Genomic DNA, 18178 nt, shown 5'->3' with positions numbered 1-18178 from the left:
TGGATGAGAGAAGGAAGCTGCATAATGCCGTGCCGCTGGGGCCATGATGCTCGCGCCTATACATTCGCCTATAGCGTAGCTTTCGCTTGTCGAACGAACATCACGGTATAAAATAATCAGGACGAACGTATTCAGGAGAAACTAGAACTGCGGGCTCGTAACTGCGAATTCCGAGCTTCCAGTGATGATTTATGTTCCTCACATATTCATCGGTTATCACTGGCATAATTTCCACTTGGAACCTATCCCTGTCAAAACATTCAAAACTGACGTTCCACCAATAAGGGTCTTCTGCGACGCCGAAAACGTCATTCCATTCCTGTCTGAACTCATCCGATCTCTCCAACTCACTTCCCGCATCAACCACCAACGTTACGCTGCCCGATCGCGCACAGACAAAAAGCACTGGAGACAAAATCCCTCTCGCTAAAGCGTCTTCTAGCCACAGGAACAAATTGGGCTCACTCAGCGCACACCAGGCCACCGCTATCCGCTGAATGCTTCGGACCATTAACGGTTTTCCGTCCATAGTTCTCCATTGAACAGCCTGTAAGATGCTGTACCCACATTGGTCCTCATTAATGAAAGGCCCGCTTTGCTCGTATTCTGTAAAGAAAAACCTGGAATACCTTGAATACTCATTTCTGATTAACATATATTCGTACCTATCCTTAATAGCTACGAGCAATACAAGACCATAGCTTAACAAAATTCAAGAATTTGCCCACAGACAAATCGGCATGCACCAATCACAATACCGACTATCGGGAAATTTTGAATACCCCGCTCTTTATTGCGCACCCAGAAATAGCGAAAATTGTTTTTCTAATAAACGCTTCTCGCTTTTCGTGCAGCGAGACAAGCCTTACCATCATGGAAAATCAATTAGTTATATACCAGGACAAAACACAAGCTAACAGAATCACAACCTAATTAATAAACAAAAAACATCAGCCTTTGTTTTTTCGGTCTCTAACACACCTTGACAATTCGAGCACACTAAACTTTCATTCAAGTTCATATTGGATAACCAATGAGTGATTGACATGAAAGCCCCAAAAAACCCGCAGACGCATGATACTAGGAGGCCCATCGAAGGCCTCGAATTAAGACGCTGCCTCGCGCGCCGACTCATGTTGAAACACACAAACATCAATCAAATGATTGAATACATGACCGGGCATATGGCAAAACAGCACCTGGAATATTACTTCGACTTGGCCCTACAAGAAACCAAAGAAGATGAGCAACTCTAAGTGGATGCTTCATCACTTCCATAACCTTGACGTGAGCACTGATTGTAGAAGCGCTCCAGCATGGTATTACGATGCTGCGGAAATACTGCTTCTGGACTTCGAGGGGGAAGCCTTCCTTGCTTTATATTCGGTAATGAAATTTGGCGGGTTATCTCCGCTATACCCCCTAATACATGGGGATTGCTGCGGCCACGGTTATAGCGCTGCATTGCTCTTCGAAGCAGAAGGAATCTACCCTACCGGCGAATACATTCTGCGTAAGAGGTTGCCGTACAAGCCAATTGCAATTGCCTTGCTCAAGTCAGAATTGATCAGTGCAGGAGCCCTGGAAAGTCCTCTACCGGTCATTAGAAACTATGACACGGAGCTATTACCTGACGATCTACATAACCACGATATCAGTCAGGATATCGCAATCGAGTTCATCCAATCTGAGATCAATGCTATTGCAGGTATCCAAATCCGCCCCTCACCTTCAGAAGTCACCTTCCAGAGTAAGAAATTGTACTGGCAGCCTACTTCAATCGAGATCCATAGTCCCATTGAACTCTACAACGCATTGAGCCCGTCATTTCATAAGGTGCGATTGCCAGCCATTAGATTATTCGGTAGTGACGAAGATAACTGCCACATATCAAAAGTATACCTCATAGTCGATGAAAGAAAGTACGCAGAATCCATCCAGAATCTGGCGACCGGACTATATCATGCGCAATTCAACTGCTCCGGAATAGCTTTCTCTGAACAAAGGCTTTTAGATACAAAAATCATAATCACTGATGAACTGCTCTTTCCGGCAGACCAATCGCTCACTATAGAAGATATAGAGCTATATCATCCTAATGCCATAGTCCAAGCAGTAGACAATTTGACAGTTTTTGACTCCAAGATTGATGCGAGAATCTCTGAGGCTATAGAAGAAGCAATAAAACATGGCAAGAATGCTGCGAGTGATTTCCTCACCGCTTTTGGAGAACCTAGCTGGCCATGCGGAGGTGCGCATGTAGAAACTTTTGAGATCACACATCCAATAGTTCAGCATATGATTCGGAGCGGGCTTGTTGAAACGTTCGATGATTATGCAATTTTACATCTAGCTGGCATCCATAACTCAATGTCTCGATACGTTAATGAGGCAGCCTGCAAAGCAGCGTGCGAAACCCTAGAGCGCCTCTTAGGGGTCTCGTTCTACATGTCTGGGTACGATGATTAGCAAGCCATTGCGAAAAATTCACGATGTTTGTAAGCAACTCGAACGCCTCTATCTCATTGAGATTTGACGATCCATAACTGGTCGAGTTTTGTAGTAAAGCTTTGGCTCATCAAATCCCGCCGCATAGACCATTGCGGATCTGCTGGAACGCTTGCTGCACGCAATGTCCCCCGCCCCACCTGCCATTAATCTCATCAAGAACACCCATCACCTTGCCCACCGCAGCAGGTTGCGAATAGGCGAACAGGTCATCGGTAAATTCACCGGGCTGCCGCAGATCCATGAGTAACACTTCTGCTTTGCTGTATTTGAACCCAAACCGGAACAGCCGATTGACTGCCTCAGTTGCAGCCTTCGTCATCAACCTTACGTCATTGGTGGGATACGGTAGCTCGACCAATGCGCCGTTTGCATACTTCGCTTCTTCTGGGTTGAACATTCCAGTGCGGATACTGACTCGTATCTTTTTGCAGAGAGAGTTCTGCGCCCGAAGCTTCTCGGCAGCACGCTGGGTGTATGTCGCCACCGCCTCCTTGATTGGCTCGATGTTTGTTAGGCGAGTCCCAAACATTCGACTGCAACAGATTTCCTGTTTCGGTGGGTCGGCCTCCCCAAGCTCCAGGCAAGGAGTACCGGCAAGCTCGCGAGCGGTCTTCTCAATGACCACGCTGAACTTCTGCCTGAGCATCGTTGGATCAGCGTTGGCTAAGTCCATCGCCGTCTTGATTCCGAGAGATTCGAGGTGTGCCTTCATACGTTTGCCAACGCCCCAGACTTCTCCCACATCAGTGTTACGCAGTGTCCAATCGCATTTAAATTGATCGCAAAGATCCACTACGCCGCCGGTCTTATCGAGCAGACGTTTAGCGGTGTGGTTGGCCAATTTCGCAAGGGTCTTGGTACGAGCGATCCCCACTCCAACAGGTATGCCTGTTTGCTTGAAAATCGTTGCTCGGACTTTGCGACCAAATGCTGTCAGATCGCCAGGTATCCCTGTGAGATCCGCAAACGCTTCGTCGATGCTGTAAACCTCAAGGGCAGGTACTAGGGACTCGATGATGGTCATCACACGCTCGCTCATGTCCCCATAAAGCGCATAGTTGCTGCTGAACGCCACCACGCCGTTACGACGAAGGTGGTCTTTGATCTGAAAGTATGGCGCCCCCATCTTCACGAAGGGTTTCGCGTCGTATGAGCGGGCGATGACGCAGCCATCGTTGTTCGACAGTACTACGATGGGTGTCTTGGCAAGATCTGGTCGAAAGACGCGCTCACAGCTCGCGTAGAAGCTGTTGCAGTCGATCAGTCCAAAAACCGGTTCAGGTTTTTTCATGACTGCGCACGCTGTACTTCACCAAACCCCAGATCAATAGCTCGTCGCCTTCCATTACATGCCGCGCGGGGTACTTCGGGTTCTCGGACATCAAAATCACTTCGTGCTGACGCATATGCAGACGCTTGCAAATGGGCTCTGAATTTAGCGCTGCGATCACGATGTCACCGTGCTCCGCGTACACGCTACGGTCGACGATCACCAGGTCTCCCCCATAGATGCCGGCTCCCTGCATGCTGTCGCCTTCAATCTTGACCAAGTACACATGAGGCGCCCGGATGTTGAACAGTTCATCCAGTGAGATGTGCTTTTCAATGTGATCGGCCGCAGGGGATGGAAAACCCGCCGGTACCTGGAAGGAATAGAAAGGGAGCTTCTCGCCGCCAGACGATAGCGGTCCTAGGAAGGTGATGCTCATGAGACACGCTCTGCGCTGGATTACTGTATATATATACAGTTAACGATTTGCCTCGCTTGAGGTCAATCTCATATGTAGAAAATTTCGACGGGTGACAGCATGTGCGGGCGTTATTCGATTTACGATTCCATGGACCACTACCTCAAGGAGCTGGCGCCTAAGCAGCTCATCATCAACGGCTACGACATCTGGCCGATAGAGCGCTACAACGTTGCTCCAACCACCCGCGTGGAAATTATTCGGCCGGTGGAGGATGGGATAAGCATCGACAAAGTGCGCTGGGGATGGTCGCCATTCTGGGCAAAGGGAAAGCGGCCTGACCCAATAAACGCCAGAGTCGAGACAGTGATGACAGGAAAGTTCTTCAAGGAGCTTTGGCCACATGGCCGGATGCTTGCGCCGGCAAATGGCTGGTTCGAGTGGGTGAAAGACGCAACAGACCCGAAAAAGAAACAGCCGTTCTTCATCAGGCTCAGGGATGAGCGCCCGATGTTCTTCGCTGCACTCGGCCAAGTTCGGCCAGGGCTTGAACCGGACGAGCGAGACGGTTTTGTGATTATCACGGCTGATAGCGACCAAGGAATGGTCGACATTCATGACCGCCGTCCCGTTGTCCTGAGCGCCGAGCATGCACGGGAGTGGGTTGATCCGAATACCTCAGCACTACGCGCTGAGGAGCTTGCCAGGGAGTGCTGCCTGGATGTTTCTGAGTTCGCGTGGTATCCGGTTGGCACGGAGGTGGGCAACGTGCGGAATCAGGGGGCTGAACTGATCGCCCCCCTGATTCCCGAGTAGTTAGGCACAACAATTCGCGATCCATGTTGCATTGCCATCTGAACGGCCGCTCACAGTAGGGCGGCATAACCGACCCATAATTGGCGGATCGACCAGAATCATCGATAAGTAGCCTCCTAAGTGCAACAGAGAAAATCACTACATTAATACAAATAATATCAATATAGAAAAATCAAATGTAGTTATTGAGCGTTTACATGAAGCGTGTATCTTCCATCAAAACTCCGACATAAATCGCTCAAAAAACTCCTTAATGACTTGCGCGCTTGTATACGCGGCGTATTTTTGATAAGTGTCATTTTTTTGATTGTCTGCATGATCGCACACAGATTTAACTGAGAATGCAATTGGCCGGGGCTCGGGTGCACTATTGGCAGCACTGTATACTCCGTAAATTTCCATTTCAATACCAAGCAAAGTTCTTTGCTGATTTTCGATTATGTCTTCCACAATTGAGTAATCAGCCAAGACTGCGGAGCCACATCCGACTGGCCCAGAGTGAAGCCGAAGCTCTGCATCAGGCTTTTCACCACGCCAATTGCTTTTTATTTGTGTTAAAAGCCCTGGCGTCCTGGAAATCTGTAAAATACGAGATTCAACTGCCTCACTAACATGAAGCTGATGGGGCGCAATGTAGAATTGCGAACCTTCTTCATTTGAAAGACGCTTACCGCACTGATAATCCCAGCTAGGGTTCGCGAGTAATACATCTCCATAGTTAGTCTTTCCAGGGACTCCCGCGCAAATTCCAGGCATCACTAAAAACCTAGGTTTACATAGTGCGATTAGTTTAGTCGCCAATATAGTCGCAGCTACCATGCCCATTCTCAGGCTGTGCGCGGCTACCACAGAATAAGTTTTTCTTCCCGAGGTGAAACTTCCTCGCCGAATTGAGGTGCACTGATCAAGTAACTCAGGCTCTCCCCAGGCCCATGGCAAATCGAGAATTGAAGTAAATTCTGGGGTATAAAGAGCAGCAATTACGCATAGGTCAACAGCTTCAGGCTGAGTTTCTTTCCCGTCTTGTAAATTGAGGAGATACTGGACACAGTTAATTATTCCATGCAACCAGCTTTCTGTTTTTTCATCATAATGATGGAAGACCATCGATCCGAAGCTTTGTATACCTTGTATTTCAGAAATATAAGATTCATAAGCTGAAAAACCAACAATGAGTTTCGGCCTCAGTAATTCTTTTTCTTCGCTGTACAAGTCTTCGATCAATCGCTTTACGACATCGAGGGATGGATCGTCTTCTATGACTTCAGGCAAACAAAGATCTAGCACAACCAAGTCATATATTTCTACTCGGAGTTTTAAACGCGCATCTGATGCTGATTCGGCGGTATGAATATTTTCTCTAGGTATATTTAGCGCAATCATTCCTTTTATAAGAGGCAATACTTTTGCGCGATTGTCGTCAATGATCAAAATATTCAAAATAACCCCACGATGGCTCTAATAGCGGCCACTAACTGGGCCTGCCATTCATCAGAAAAAGTATCATACTTAATTAAGTCTACAAAAATCTCTGGAAACTCATCGCCCAACTCTTGTTTCAGTTCCGGCAGAGTAGATTCCTTGCCATGCGCTAAATCTTCGCTGCTATCTACTGAGAAGTACTCATACGCTGTAACTACAATTACTGGAGCAATTATTTCGTAGTTACTCATATCACGCATTACCTCGACGCCTCCAAATCCTTGCGGCCGCCCGCCATGTTCATCCTCACTTATATCAAAGGTAGGCAAAGACATATCTAGAACAACCAAATCATAGGGAAACTGATCCAGCTTTTTGAGCGCCGAGCGTACGGACTTCGCAGTGTGGATATCGACCCCCGGAAACTCATCTAAGAGACACGAGGCGATTTTCTCGGACTTAGGGCCCTCATCCTCAACAAGCAACAATCTCATTGTTCGGCTCCGAAGAATAAGGATTCAAACTTACACTCTCAACTGTCAGAGCCAAGTCTATATCAAGAAAAAAACATGTAGGAGTTTGGAATCCGAACTCAATTCGTCCTCCAGCTTCGGGCTTGACAATGGAAGCAACTTTAGACAACCCACTACGACGATCCAAAGCAATCTTATCTAAATAAGCACCAGAATTGATGTCCGCCCTAGTCGCTTCAATGACTTCTAAATTCTTATCTGTTATCTCTTCTGAACCGACTAGGCTTTCAAATCTAAAATTTATGAGATTTTTTTCTTCGTTCATTCGCGCGAGAATTTTTAGTTTCGCATTGTCCCTACAACCAGAGTGGTCAGAAATATTGGCGATAACTACCAGTATAATATCGGCAACGACAACTAAAGCATCCGCTCTCAACTCTATTGTCTGGAAAACTTCTTTTTCGATATCGATTTTGCAGCTTCTATGCCTAGTCAAAGCAGACTGAATCGAAATATCAATAACTTAATTAAGAGAGTACGCATATTTACTCAATTCACCTTGGCGCTTATTGAACCAATCAGCCGCCCTATCAATTAGATTTTGAAGTTCGATGGACGCGTCGTTGATGGCGCTCGTTAACTCGTGGCATTGACGGTCACGCCCTAGCGCTTTGACCAGATCTGCTCGAAGGTTATCAAATAAGGCGACGACTTTTGCTTTATATTCTTTTGAAAGCACTTCTCTCACACGAAAAAGCGAAGGCTCTAGCCTAAGCCAGAACATCGCTATACTTACCTCAAACCACGATCCGAGATCATAATTGGACGACTGCAATGCGGAGCGTGCGACATATACTACAGCAGGTAGTAAAGGCAGATCGATCAATCCATGCGGGTATTCAGGCCTTTTAATGTGAAGCACTGAATCTTTAAGATGCGATGTTATGTTATCAAACTTAGAACCAAAATCCCGGAGTAATTCTAGAGTAATATTTACATCTTGTGACGAATAGCCACGATCTCGCAAAATCATCTGCCAATGGATATTCTCACGATAACTACCCGCTGAAATTGGCGTTATCAAAGAGTCTTTGTCTAGCGCGCCCCTTAGGTATCCCGCAATCGAATTGTGACGAACACGCTTGCTAAGGTAGCTATTCAATCCATGCGGCTTATCAAAAAGAAATCTCTCTCTCAGCTCCCAAAGCATCGAAACAACAATGTCGTCAGCTTCACTCTTAGGAGCATCCAAATAAGCTTTTGGACTTGACTGAACCATGAACTCCTTGATCACATCATCAATGTCCTCAGCAATGCCTACGCCAGCTTCAACTAGACTCTTATATCGAGATAAACTTTCCTGAAGCTCAGCATGCACCCACCTTGAAATCCCTTCGAGGTCAACATGAATTCTACTACCATCAACAACTTTCAATCCCTCTCTAATTCTAAGACTACTGGAGAGTGTGAGAATCTCACCCTCATACAGCTCAGAACTATGAGAATCTAATTCTAATAGGGAACCTAGAACTCTCAACCGCTCTTCATCTACAGCCTTGGTACCGTCGAGGCACTTGCACATATCTAAAATTGAAGACGTGCATAGATTTTTCAGGAAATAAATAATGTTTGCTTTACCAAAACGATCAATTTGATCCGCTAAGCTTGAGGGCTTATCTAAATTATTGCTGCGAAGGAAGGAATCCACTGCCGTACGACGAAGTGTAGCTAATGCGTTACTCGGACTAAACTTGTAAACTTGATTCAGAAGTATTGGCAAAGCGATTTCATCTGAATATTGACGCAAGTCAGCCCACTTTACGGCCTTGTTTACTAAAGAATTGAATGGCAGGAGATCAACGTAACTTCTACCCGTAGAAATAACATCTCCAAATATCCGAATAGCATTTCTTGTCTCCCCTACCGAAATAAGAGAATCGACCTCAATGACTTTGAATCTTGGCTCAATTAACTGAAACTCGCCATCAACTCTGCGTGCGGAAAGAGTTTCGAGAATAAGTTTGTGATCGCTTCGCTGAAAAGCTCCTGTTAAAACAGCAATCGTGAATGCCATTGAAGTCAATGCATGGCTTTCGGTTTTTATTGATTGGCAAATACTTATGTAATCTTTAACTGTCACCGCAGACTCGGAGCTTTCTCCATAGAGAAGATTTTCGATATTAGAGCCGGAAGGGGCATCAATAGGTGAAAATTTTGGATTATTAAGAAAAAAGTATAGTTTGGCTTTTTCTTTCCTAAACGGGATCGGATCATGTTCTCTACGCACGACATCTAAAAAGGCCTTACAAGTCGGGAATATTTGAAAGTTCCGGAGGGTTTTCTCTAGGAAATCGTATGAGCGGGCCGAATCCGCGTTTTTCGCAATTACGCTCGATAATCGTCGAATATAATCGTGCTCTGGCCTGCGTTCCTTGTCTTTTATTCCCTTAATCCGTTCTCCACTAAAAGAGTGTGCCTGCGCAGAAATATATAGCTGGAATATATCTTTCGTGCTATTTGCCCTAAAGTTTTTCAACGCGTATCTACTGGCTGCCTTGTTCTCACCTTTCAGCAACAGTCCCGCTGCATTGATATCCGACAAGTAGCTAACTTCGACGTCACGCCGACCATATACCATCTCAAGTTTCGAAATGCGGTCGTCGTCCACACCAACCCTAAGTAAAGCACTGAATAGGACCTTGAGAGTTTCCTCTCCCCCATCAGCACCGACTAGCGCTTGAACAATATTTACCAATCCCTCGTAACAGTCGATTACTGAGTGATTCTGTTGAAATCTTATGATTGAGCAGATTTTAGATTCTGTCACTGGAACCTCATGACACAGCTTGAACCTTAAATACTCAGCAGTTTCTGGTTTTAGATTTGGTCTGGAGGTGATATAGGAGTTGAGATTCGAGGCAAAACGCTGTGTTGTTACGGCCATCTCGTTTCGCATACTCATGCGATGTGATAGAAATCTGATAAATCCCCGGCCTGCCTCTTTTCGAATTTCTTCGAGAATCTTTTTTTGACTCTCCAGGCCTTTAAATGCCTGTTCTACAGATAACCTTGCCTCTACTAACCATACTGACTGACCTAGCTTGTCCGTCATACCTCTGAACAGGTGGTAGATAGATTCGAGATCACCTGACCAAAAATGTGTTTCAATTTGTCCTCTGAGCCTCAAAAATTCTGCAATTGTTTCACGTTCTCGGTACAGTCGGTGCGACAGCCAAAACGCTTCAGAAATTAAAGAAATTTCTTTTGTTTCACGGACAAAGCTTAAACTAGAAAGCGTTGGTTTGACTTCCTTAAATGACTTTGGCAGCAAATGATCCTGCTGAGTATCTGCCCACTCTAGAAAAACATCGTAGTCATTAAACGGAAGCTCTTGCCTAGCCAAAAGGAGGTTCACATTCAAAGACTGCGTGAAATAGGTTTTTCTCTTATCAAAATCGTAACTACATGCCCCGCCAATATTGTAAGTAGTTGCATTCCGCGCAGCAGCTATCACGCCTCGAAGTTTAGCCTTGGCTTGATTAACCGGTTTTAACTTATTTTTAGCTGGGTTTCGTTTCGCCATGATTCCATTCCGACCTGTTAATTTTGCTATGCGATAAGACAGACGCGGTCATGCCAGTTCTTGACGAGATGGATATGGCGCACTAATCGTCGCATCCCAACACCGGCATAGAATTTCTCCCTAAACAGGCCGGGCATGAAGGCTTTCTGATATCATGACGAGCTACCTTTGTCCAGTCACTAAATCATATTCGCCCGATTGGCAAGAGTCATAACCCAGCATAAATTAAAACTCCATGACTCCAGTAAAGACTGCGAGCCTGTTTCAGAGCGGTCATGAATTGGACTGAAGAGTACTGCGCAACTCGCCATTATTACCCAGTAGCAGGCTTTGGTAGGTGCGCTGCTGTTTCCCCTCCCGTCCAGGCTCTACGAGCACACTAACGTGATCATCACTAGGGTAGTTTTTCAATCGGCAGGGTGGGTCAGTTTTCAATCACTGCCAACACCCCCTGATTCAAGGCACAAATGACCGGTCGCTATGGGGAGAAAACAGCCGGGTGATACTGACCGATTTTCCCCCATCGCTTAGCAGGAAAATGACCACCCTCTCATTGTCAGCGAGGAATGACACCAGATCATCCAGGAGGTATTTTGTTGGTTGCAGATGGAGGCTTACGTCGCCCCATCAGTACCGTGTGAGCGCCAAGAGCGGCATGGTGGTGGGAGTCGATGAGTCTTAGTCTTGGCGCACAGAGATGTCTTGGAGGCCCTCAGAGCCTCTCCTGTCTCGCTTTCATTCAGCGCTCCATTGGATTCGAGCGCAGATTGCACATGCGCAAGGTCTCACTCATGACGTGGCCATCCTCGACACCTCCCATTAGGCTTAGGAGCTGTTTTTGAGTCATGCCGGAATCCAACTCGACTTCGACGTCCGGGAACGTCCCATCGGGGATGATGGTGACTCGTCTCAATGCCTCCATTCTGGTGGAACCAAGTAGATCCAGTACGTCAGCCAAGCAATCTGCTCGGAAAGAAAATGTGTTCATGCTATTCACCTAAAATTGACAAGCTTCATTGCCTAGCTACCCTATGGACAGGCTCATTATTCGAGTCTCTCCGCCCCACATAAAATCTCCTTTGCTAGCCCCACCATGCCTCTCGCAAGCCCTGATTTGCCAAAACCTTTAGATTGAAGCCTCTTAGAAGCAGATAAGAGAGATCATGGGATTTGACACTGTGGAGGGGTCTGTCTGGAAAATGACCACCGATTGCATCCGGTTGGCCAAGGCCGCGCGCAATGCCGTCAGGATCTCCGGCGCCGCGGAAATGGCCGCCACCAGAATCGCCGTAATCACCGGCGGAGCACCCGTGCCTTCCAGGCCCAGGTCGAGGGTCTTGGACATCACTTCGGCCAAGGCGCCGATCACCACAACGCCGAACACCAACGTACCGATACTCAGCGCCAGATTGACCGGTTCAGGTTCCTCCTCCGGGACTTTCCTGCGGCGTTTTTCCGGGTAGCTGTAGCTGAAGAAGTAACTGTGCGGCCCGACCTGCATACGCAGGAACAGGGTGTAGAGCACGACCATCGCGCCAATCGTGAACGCCGAATACAGCTTCCAGTTAGCTTCGGGAATGAACTCCGGCACCACCATGGAAACGCCCATTGCGGTGAGGATCATCACGCTGTAACTGCGGGCCGAGTCGTCGTTGTACGACTGCTCACCGTGCTTGATCCCACCCATCAACGCGGCCAGGCCGAGGATGCCGTTGATGTCGAGCATCACCGCCGAGTAAATCGTGTCGCGCACCAGGGTTGGCGAGGCTTCGTTACTCATCATGATCGCCAGGATCACCACTTCCACCAGCACGGCGGCCAGGGTCAGGATCATGGTGCCGTAAGGGTCGCCGACTTTTTCCGCGAGCAGTTCGGCGTGATGGGCGACACGCATGGAGGCGACGACGATGAAGGCAATCAGCACCAGGCCAGCGGTCAGCGCGATGGGCTGGCCGCTGTGCAGCATCCAGTGTTCCAGTGGATAAGCGACGAGCGCGGCAATCACGGCCAGCAACAGAAACTTTTCTTGCTTGAGGAGTGTGAGCATTGCGGGCCTTTTGTGCCGAGTGAAGCGATCAGGGTGATGAGCTACTGACTGCGGGGCGGCGCTAACGTTTCGTTACACCTTAGCGCACCAGTGGATGGCAGCAGGTTTGACACGTGCACTTTTATTGGCCTTGGGGGCTCTTCGCGGGCAAGCCTCGCTCCTACAGGTTGGCGTCGCTCTTGTAGGAGCGAGGCTTGCCCGCGAAGGCCATTACACGGTTTCGGCGTTTTTGTTGTCCTGTTGGTCAGCAATTTGCATTGCCTCTGCCCACCTCACAACAACATGGAGTTCGAATTCATGCACAAACGTCCGTTGAAGAAGCTGCTTTGCGCCGTTGCCGCGGCTATTGGTCTGAGCGCGAGCCTGACCGCCAGCGCCGCCGACCCGCTGAAAGTCGGCTTCGTCTATATCGGCCCGATCGGTGACCACGGCTGGACGTATCAGCATGAACAGGGGCGCAAGGCGCTGGCCGAGAAGTTCGGCAATCAGATCACCACCAACTATGTGGAGAACGTCGCCGAGGGTGCCGACGCCGAGCGAGTGATCCGCAACATGGCCAAGGACAACTACGACCTGATCTTCACCACGTCGTTCGGCTACATGAACCCGACCCTGAAAGTCGCCAAGCAGTTTCCCAAGGTGACCTTCGAACACGCCACCGGCTACAAGCAGGACAAGAACCTCGGCACCTACCTGGCGCGCACGTATGAAGGTCGCTACGTCGGCGGTTTCCTCGCGGCGAAGATGACCAAGACCAAGAAGATCGGCTACGTCGCGTCCTTCCCTATCCCGGAAGTGATCCGCGATATCAACGCTATTCAACTGGCCCTGAACAAATACAACCCAGGCACCGAGATCAAGGTGGTATGGGTCAACTCGTGGTTCGATCCGGGCAAGGAAGCCGACGCCGCCAACGCGCTGATCGACCAGGGCGTCGACGTGGTGTTCCAGCACACCGACAGCCCGGCACCGATTCAGGCGGCCGAACGCCGCGGCGTGTATGCCGTGGGCTACGCTTCGGACATGGCGCACTTCGGGCCGAAAGCGGTGCTGACGTCGATCGTCAACGACTGGGGCCCGCATTACATTCAAGCGACCCAAAGCGTGCTCGACCACACCTGGAAATCGCAGGATTACTGGGGCGGTTTGAAAGAAGGCACGGTTGAACTGCCGATCAGCGACCTGGTGCCAGCGGCGGTGAAAACCGAGGCCGAGCAGATCATTGCGGACATCAAGAGCGGCGCCTTCCACCCGTTCACCGGACCGATCAAGGATCAGGCCGGCACCGAAAAAATCCCGACGGGCGCGACGGCAAGCAATGCGGAACTGGCGTCGATGAATTACTACGTTGAAGGGATGAAGGCCGATATTCCGAAGTAGCTCCCCAACCCAACACAAAACCTTGTAGCAGTGAGCCTGCTCGCGATGGCGGAGTGTCAGACGCTATCAATGTCGACTGACACGCCGCGATCGCGAGCAGGCTCACTCCTACAATGAATTTTCAGCGTCCTTGAGAATTGCGCATGAACCAACTTCCGATCATCGACATCGCCCCGCTCTATAGCGAAGACCAACACGCTTGGAAGTCCGTTGCCGAAAAGATCGACCGCGCCTGCCGCGACTGGGGCTTTTTCTACATCAAGGGGCATCCGATCTCCGCGTCACGCATCCACGCTGTGCTCGACCATGCCCAACGCTTCTTCGCCTTGCCCACCGCCGAAAAGCTCAAGATCGACATCACCCAGACTCGCCACCATCGCGGCTACGGTGCCATCGCCACCGAGCAACTCGACCCGAGCAAACCCAGCGACCTGAAAGAAACCTTCGACATGGGCCTGCACCTGCCGGCCGACCACCCGCAAGTACTGGCGGAAAAACCGCTGCGCGGTCCCAACCGCCATCCCTCGATGCCCGGCTGGGAAGTGCTGATGGAACAGCATTACATCGACATGCAGGCCCTCGCCCAAACCCTACTGCGTGCCATGACCCTGGCGCTGAACATCGAGCGCGACTTCTTCGACACGCGCTTCAATGAACCGGTCAGCGTGCTGCGGATGATCCATTATCCGCCGCGACATACCGCCAGCTCCGAGGAGCAGCAAGGCGCCGGCGCCCACACCGATTACGGCTGCATTACCCTGCTGTACCAGGACGCCGCCGGTGGCCTGCAAGTGCGCAACGTCAAAGGCGAATGGATCGATGCGCCGCCGATCGAAGGCACGTTCGTGGTCAACCTCGGCGACATGATGGCCCGCTGGAGCAATGACCGTTACCTGTCGACGCCGCACCGGGTGATCAGCCCGCTGGGCGTCGATCGTTACTCGATGCCATTCTTCGCCGAACCACACCCCGATACGCCCATTGAATGCCTGCCCGGTTGCCAGGACGAATCGCACCCGGCGAAGTACCCGGCCACTACCTGCGCTGAATTCCTTCTCTCGCGCTTCGCCGAGACCTACGCCTATCGACGGGAACAGGCCGTGGTGTGATGAACCGGCTGGTCAGGTTTTGCTAATTGTTTCTACGGGCATCTGTAGAATGCTCGCCATCTGCACCTGATGAGAAAAGACTATGTACGACTGGCTGAACGCCCTGCCCAAGGCAGAACTGCACCTGCACCTCGAGGGTTCGCTGGAGCCCGAGTTGCTGTTCGCCCTGGCCGAACGCAACAAGATCGCCCTGCCCTGGAGCGATGTAGAAACCCTGCGCAAGGCGTATGCCTTCAACAACCTGCAAGAGTTTCTCGACCTGTATTACCAGGGCGCCGACGTGTTGCGCACCTCGCAGGATTTCTACGACCTGACCTGGGCCTACCTGTTGCGTTGCAAGGCGCAGAACGTGATTCACACCGAACCGTTCTTCGACCCGCAGACCCACACCGACCGTGGCATTCCGTTTGAAGTGGTGCTCAACGGCATCGCGGCGGCGCTCAAGGATGGCGAGCAGCAACTGGGCATCACCAGCGGTTTGATCCTGAGCTTCCTGCGCCACCTGAGTGAAGACGAAGCGCAGAAAACCCTCGACCAGGCGCTGCCGTTTCGCGAAGCGTTTGTGGCCGTCGGCCTGGACAGCTCGGAGATGGGCCACCCGCCGAGCAAGTTCCAGCGTGTTTTTGATCGTGCCCGCCACGAAGGCTTCCTGACCGTCGCCCACGCCGGTGAAGAAGGCCCGCCTGAGTACATCTGGGAAGCCATCGACCTGCTGAAAATCCAGCGCATCGACCATGGCGTGCGCGCCATCGAAGACGAGCGTTTGATGCAGCGGATCATCGACGAGCAGATCCCGCTGACCGTGTGCCCGCTGTCCAACACCAAGCTCCGGGTGTTCGATCACATGTCCCAGCACAACATCCTCGACATGCTTGAGCGTGGCGTGAAAGTGACCGTGAACTCGGATGACCCGGCGTACTTTGGCGGGTATGTGACCGAGAACTTCCATGCGCTGTACACCGACCTGGGCATGACCCAGGATCAGGCCAAGCGTTTGGCGCAAAACAGCCTGGATGCGCGGTTGGTAAAACCATAAGCCTTAGCGCAGCTCCCCTGTGGGAGAGTCTTTGTTGCAGGCTCACTCCCACAGGCTCTGTGTTCAGCCAGCTAGCGATTCAGTCAATCAAACAGCTCTAAAGCGCCATTTCCAGCTCGGTTTCCTTGGCGAATCGATGGATCTCCCGCTGCCCCGCGGCCGTGATCTGCAAGGCGCGCGAATCATTGGGCAGGCTCAGCCAGCCGGACTGCATGAACAGCTGCAACAACGCAGCGCCCAGCGAACCGCCCATGTGCGGGCGTCTTTCGCTCCAGTCGGGACACGCACAGGCCACTCGACTGTTGCGATGAGCCAGGGCCTGGATGAACACCCCGCGCGAAGCCAATTGTGTGGAACCCTTGTGGGTGATCATGACGCGCTGTTCGAATTGCTCGATCCAGCCGGCATCCAGCAGCCGCTGGTAAAGATCGGCGGCCAGGGTGCCTCCCAAATGGTCATCGCACAGTCGGGCCCGCAACAACGACGATGGCGCCGCCTGAGGTTTGGCAATGGGGCTGGTGCGTTTGAAGACGTCCGGGACGGGTTGCGGCGTGCTGGCCAGCGTCGCGCTGGCCAGTGCTTCGATTGCCGCGCCCACTTCAGGCGCGGCCAGGCGGAAAAAGCGTTTGCGCCCACGGATTTCGACTTTCAACAGACCTCCGGTGGACAAACGCCCCAGGTGTGCACTGGCCGAAGACGGTGACAGGCCGGCCAATAGCGCCAGCTCTTCGGTCTGCCGCGCCGAGCCATCCATCAAGGCCCACATCATTGCGCTGCGCTTGGGGTCAGCCAGCAACGTGGCGATCTGGCTGATGCAAGGTGCATGTTCCATGTATTCACTCCCTGTTGAATCGTTTCGTCTGCTGCTCAGAGACATCTTGACCAGTAATGTGTCGTCGGCCAAGACGCGGAAACCGCCATAAGCCGGGCAAAGCCCCTTCTCCCCCATGCCATTGCTTCGCAGGTGCGCCGAAGGTCGGATGCTTGACCGTTAGGCCATCGCCATCGCGAGGTCGACGGTGCGTACATGAGGCGGGCGCTAGTATAAGCGGGTTAACCGCCGGTTCCTGCCCTTGGGAAAGCGCGGGTGGTGATAGTTCCTGACAGAAATTTCGCTATTTGCCTGCGACTAATGATCGATGCCCGATATTGTCGGAAATTGACTGCCTAAAAGAGCGCATCGGCTGGCAAGCATTTCCCGTAGAAGGTTCACCGGCTTACTCAATTGGGCGCGATGGGCGCACAGCAAATTCAGCGGTGCGCGCTCACAGAGCAACTCCGGCATCAGCACTTTCAACCGGCCGGCGAGCACATCGGCGGCGACATCGAGCCAGGACTTGTAAGCAATCCCGGCCCCCGCCACTGCCCACAGCCGCACGACATCGGCGTCGTCACTGAAGCGATCGCCGCTGACGGTCAGCCCGACTTCGCGCTTGCCGTCGTGGAAACTCCAATGGTCATGGACCCGGCTACCGAGCATGAACAACAAACAATTGTGCTGCGCCAGTTGTTCCAGATGCCGCGGCTCGCCGTGCCTGGCCAGATAACTCGGCGCGGCGCAGAGCACTCGGCGGTTCTGCGCCGCGATGGGCAGTGCCACCAGGCTTGAGTCTTCCGGCTCGCCGTAACGCAGGGCAATGTCCACCGGTTGGCGGAACAGGTCGGCGATGCGGTCCCCCAGCAACAGGCGCACGGTCAGTTTAGGGTGCTCGCGCTGGAACTCGTCGAGCCACGGCAGCAACAGGTTGCGGCCAAAGTCCGACGGTGCCGACAACTGCAGAATCCCGCTGACCTGATCCTGACCGCTGGCCAGTAAGCGACGACCCTCGTCGAGATTGCTCAGGGCGGCCCGGGCATATTCCAGAAAGCCCTCACCTTCGGCGGTCAGACGCAAACTGCGGGTGGAGCGCGCCAACAAGCGCGCGCCGAGTTGCTGTTCGATGCGCTTCAACGCCGCACTGGCCACCGCCGCCGACATGTCCATCACCCGAGCCGCCGCCGACAGACTCCCCAGGTCTGCAGCCCGGACGAATAACTGCAAGTCATCGAAACGCAGCATTCTCAGCCCCGATTATCAAAAAAATATTGAAAGAGACTGCTCTTTTAGCGGGTT

The 18178-nt window shown here is 51.4% G+C and carries 15 protein-coding genes and 2 pseudogenes; 6 read left to right on the top strand and 11 right to left on the bottom strand.

All coding sequences use genetic code 11. The features are described from left to right. Positions 1-100: 100 nt before the first annotated feature. Positions 101-529, bottom strand: coding sequence for a hypothetical protein (locus HP062_RS24280; RefSeq protein WP_172792145.1), 429 nt, complete (start codon positions 527-529; stop codon positions 101-103). Between the two features lie 517 nt (positions 530-1046). Here HP062_RS24280 and HP062_RS24275 point away from each other — a divergent pair. Then, positions 1047-1256, top strand: coding sequence for a hypothetical protein (locus HP062_RS24275; protein WP_172792144.1), 210 nt, complete (start codon positions 1047-1049; stop codon positions 1254-1256). Next, the gene (locus HP062_RS24270; RefSeq protein ID WP_172792143.1) at positions 1243-2469 is read left to right on the top strand and encodes a hypothetical protein; all 1227 of its coding nucleotides are present in this window, start codon (positions 1243-1245) and stop codon (positions 2467-2469) included. Before HP062_RS24275 ends, HP062_RS24270 begins: the two co-directional genes overlap by 14 nt. 53 nt (positions 2470-2522) lie before the next feature. On the opposite strand, the pseudogene HP062_RS24265 reads toward HP062_RS24270, so the two are convergent. Both HP062_RS24265 and HP062_RS24260 read right to left on the bottom strand, forming a co-directional pair. Beyond that, positions 2523-3802: pseudogene (locus tag HP062_RS24265) on the bottom strand (Y-family DNA polymerase). Continuing rightward, positions 3789-4220 (bottom strand): LexA family transcriptional regulator, encoded by a 432-nt coding sequence (locus HP062_RS24260; RefSeq protein ID WP_172792142.1) that lies wholly within the window; start codon positions 4218-4220, stop codon positions 3789-3791. The pseudogene HP062_RS24265 and the gene HP062_RS24260 overlap by 14 nt, the downstream one beginning before the upstream one ends. Before the next feature lie 99 nt (positions 4221-4319). Between HP062_RS24260 and HP062_RS24255 the strand changes: the two genes are divergently transcribed. Next, on the top strand, positions 4320-5015 hold the full coding sequence (locus HP062_RS24255; protein ID WP_172792141.1) for an SOS response-associated peptidase family protein: 696 nt from the start codon (positions 4320-4322) through the stop codon (positions 5013-5015). Between the two features lie 216 nt (positions 5016-5231). Here the strand turns inward: HP062_RS24255 and HP062_RS24250 are convergent, their stop codons facing one another. The 6 genes and pseudogenes from HP062_RS24250 to HP062_RS24225 all read right to left on the bottom strand — a co-directional run. Next, positions 5232-6455: a hypothetical protein gene (locus tag HP062_RS24250; RefSeq protein ID WP_172792140.1), complete on the bottom strand. Its 1224-nt coding sequence runs from the start codon at positions 6453-6455 to the stop codon at positions 5232-5234. Then, the gene (locus tag HP062_RS24245) at positions 6452-6931 is read right to left on the bottom strand and encodes a response regulator (protein WP_172792139.1); all 480 of its coding nucleotides are present in this window, start codon (positions 6929-6931) and stop codon (positions 6452-6454) included. The genes HP062_RS24250 and HP062_RS24245 overlap by 4 nt, the downstream gene beginning before the upstream one ends. Further along, positions 6912-7235 (bottom strand): hypothetical protein, encoded by a 324-nt coding sequence (locus HP062_RS24240; RefSeq protein WP_172792138.1) that lies wholly within the window; start codon positions 7233-7235, stop codon positions 6912-6914. The genes HP062_RS24245 and HP062_RS24240 overlap by 20 nt, the downstream gene beginning before the upstream one ends. Positions 7236-7433: 198 nt before the next feature. Further along, positions 7434-10493 carry a hypothetical protein gene (locus tag HP062_RS24235; RefSeq protein WP_172792137.1) on the bottom strand — a complete coding sequence of 1020 codons (3060 nt, stop codon included), beginning with the start codon at positions 10491-10493 and terminating at the stop codon, positions 7434-7436. 739 nt (positions 10494-11232) lie between these two features. After that, positions 11233-11481, bottom strand: a complete 249-nt coding sequence (locus HP062_RS24230; protein WP_172792136.1) for a hypothetical protein — start codon at positions 11479-11481, stop codon at positions 11233-11235. 213 nt (positions 11482-11694) lie between these two features. Then, positions 11695-12540 (bottom strand): annotated as a pseudogene (locus HP062_RS24225) (calcium:proton antiporter); the annotation flags it as partial. 297 nt (positions 12541-12837) lie between these two features. Here HP062_RS24225 and HP062_RS24220 point away from each other — a divergent pair. From HP062_RS24220 to HP062_RS24210, 3 genes are all read left to right on the top strand, one after another. Beyond that, positions 12838-13920: a BMP family ABC transporter substrate-binding protein gene (locus tag HP062_RS24220; protein WP_010463786.1), complete on the top strand. Its 1083-nt coding sequence runs from the start codon at positions 12838-12840 to the stop codon at positions 13918-13920. A 143-nt stretch (positions 13921-14063) separates the two neighbouring features. Next, the gene (locus tag HP062_RS24215; RefSeq protein ID WP_077750218.1) at positions 14064-15029 is read left to right on the top strand and encodes an isopenicillin N synthase family oxygenase; all 966 of its coding nucleotides are present in this window, start codon (positions 14064-14066) and stop codon (positions 15027-15029) included. An 82-nt stretch (positions 15030-15111) separates the two neighbouring features. After that, positions 15112-16065 (top strand): adenosine deaminase, encoded by a 954-nt coding sequence (locus HP062_RS24210; protein WP_010463790.1) that lies wholly within the window; start codon positions 15112-15114, stop codon positions 16063-16065. Between the two features lie 97 nt (positions 16066-16162). Here the strand turns inward: HP062_RS24210 and HP062_RS24205 are convergent, their stop codons facing one another. Together HP062_RS24205 and HP062_RS24200 are read right to left on the bottom strand one after the other, a co-directional pair. Further along, the gene (locus HP062_RS24205) at positions 16163-16897 is read right to left on the bottom strand and encodes a helix-turn-helix transcriptional regulator (protein WP_172792135.1); all 735 of its coding nucleotides are present in this window, start codon (positions 16895-16897) and stop codon (positions 16163-16165) included. 297 nt (positions 16898-17194) lie between these two features. Next, complete coding sequence (locus HP062_RS24200) at positions 17195-18124, bottom strand: LysR family transcriptional regulator (protein ID WP_010463794.1); 930 nt, start codon at positions 18122-18124, stop codon at positions 17195-17197. Positions 18125-18178: the final 54 nt, after the last annotated feature.

The sequence above is a fragment of the Pseudomonas sp. B14-6 genome, assembly GCF_013260315.1.
GTDB lineage: Bacteria > Pseudomonadota > Gammaproteobacteria > Pseudomonadales > Pseudomonadaceae > Aquipseudomonas > Aquipseudomonas mandelii.
The sequence above is the reverse complement of the archived record's forward strand: the minus strand, read 5'-3'. Positions and strand labels throughout refer to the sequence as shown.

Coding starts and splice junctions, on each gene's coding strand:
- HP062_RS24275 (WP_172792144.1), top strand. CDS start 1,047: ATGAAAGCCCCAAAAAACCCGCAGACGCATGATACTAGGAGGCCCATC.
- HP062_RS24210 (WP_010463790.1), top strand. CDS start 15,112: ATGTACGACTGGCTGAACGCCCTGCCCAAGGCAGAACTGCACCTGCAC.
- HP062_RS24235 (WP_172792137.1), bottom strand. CDS start 10,493: ATGGCGAAACGAAACCCAGCTAAAAATAAGTTAAAACCGGTTAATCAA.
- HP062_RS24270 (WP_172792143.1), top strand. CDS start 1,243: ATGAGCAACTCTAAGTGGATGCTTCATCACTTCCATAACCTTGACGTG.
- HP062_RS24215 (WP_077750218.1), top strand. CDS start 14,064: ATGAACCAACTTCCGATCATCGACATCGCCCCGCTCTATAGCGAAGAC.
- HP062_RS24220 (WP_010463786.1), top strand. CDS start 12,838: ATGCACAAACGTCCGTTGAAGAAGCTGCTTTGCGCCGTTGCCGCGGCT.
- HP062_RS24280 (WP_172792145.1), bottom strand. CDS start 529: ATGGACGGAAAACCGTTAATGGTCCGAAGCATTCAGCGGATAGCGGTG.
- HP062_RS24255 (WP_172792141.1), top strand. CDS start 4,320: ATGTGCGGGCGTTATTCGATTTACGATTCCATGGACCACTACCTCAAG.
- HP062_RS24260 (WP_172792142.1), bottom strand. CDS start 4,220: ATGAGCATCACCTTCCTAGGACCGCTATCGTCTGGCGGCGAGAAGCTC.
- HP062_RS24245 (WP_172792139.1), bottom strand. CDS start 6,931: ATGAGATTGTTGCTTGTTGAGGATGAGGGCCCTAAGTCCGAGAAAATC.
- HP062_RS24230 (WP_172792136.1), bottom strand. CDS start 11,481: ATGAACACATTTTCTTTCCGAGCAGATTGCTTGGCTGACGTACTGGAT.
- HP062_RS24205 (WP_172792135.1), bottom strand. CDS start 16,897: ATGGAACATGCACCTTGCATCAGCCAGATCGCCACGTTGCTGGCTGAC.
- HP062_RS24240 (WP_172792138.1), bottom strand. CDS start 7,235: ATGAACGAAGAAAAAAATCTCATAAATTTTAGATTTGAAAGCCTAGTC.
- HP062_RS24200 (WP_010463794.1), bottom strand. CDS start 18,124: ATGCTGCGTTTCGATGACTTGCAGTTATTCGTCCGGGCTGCAGACCTG.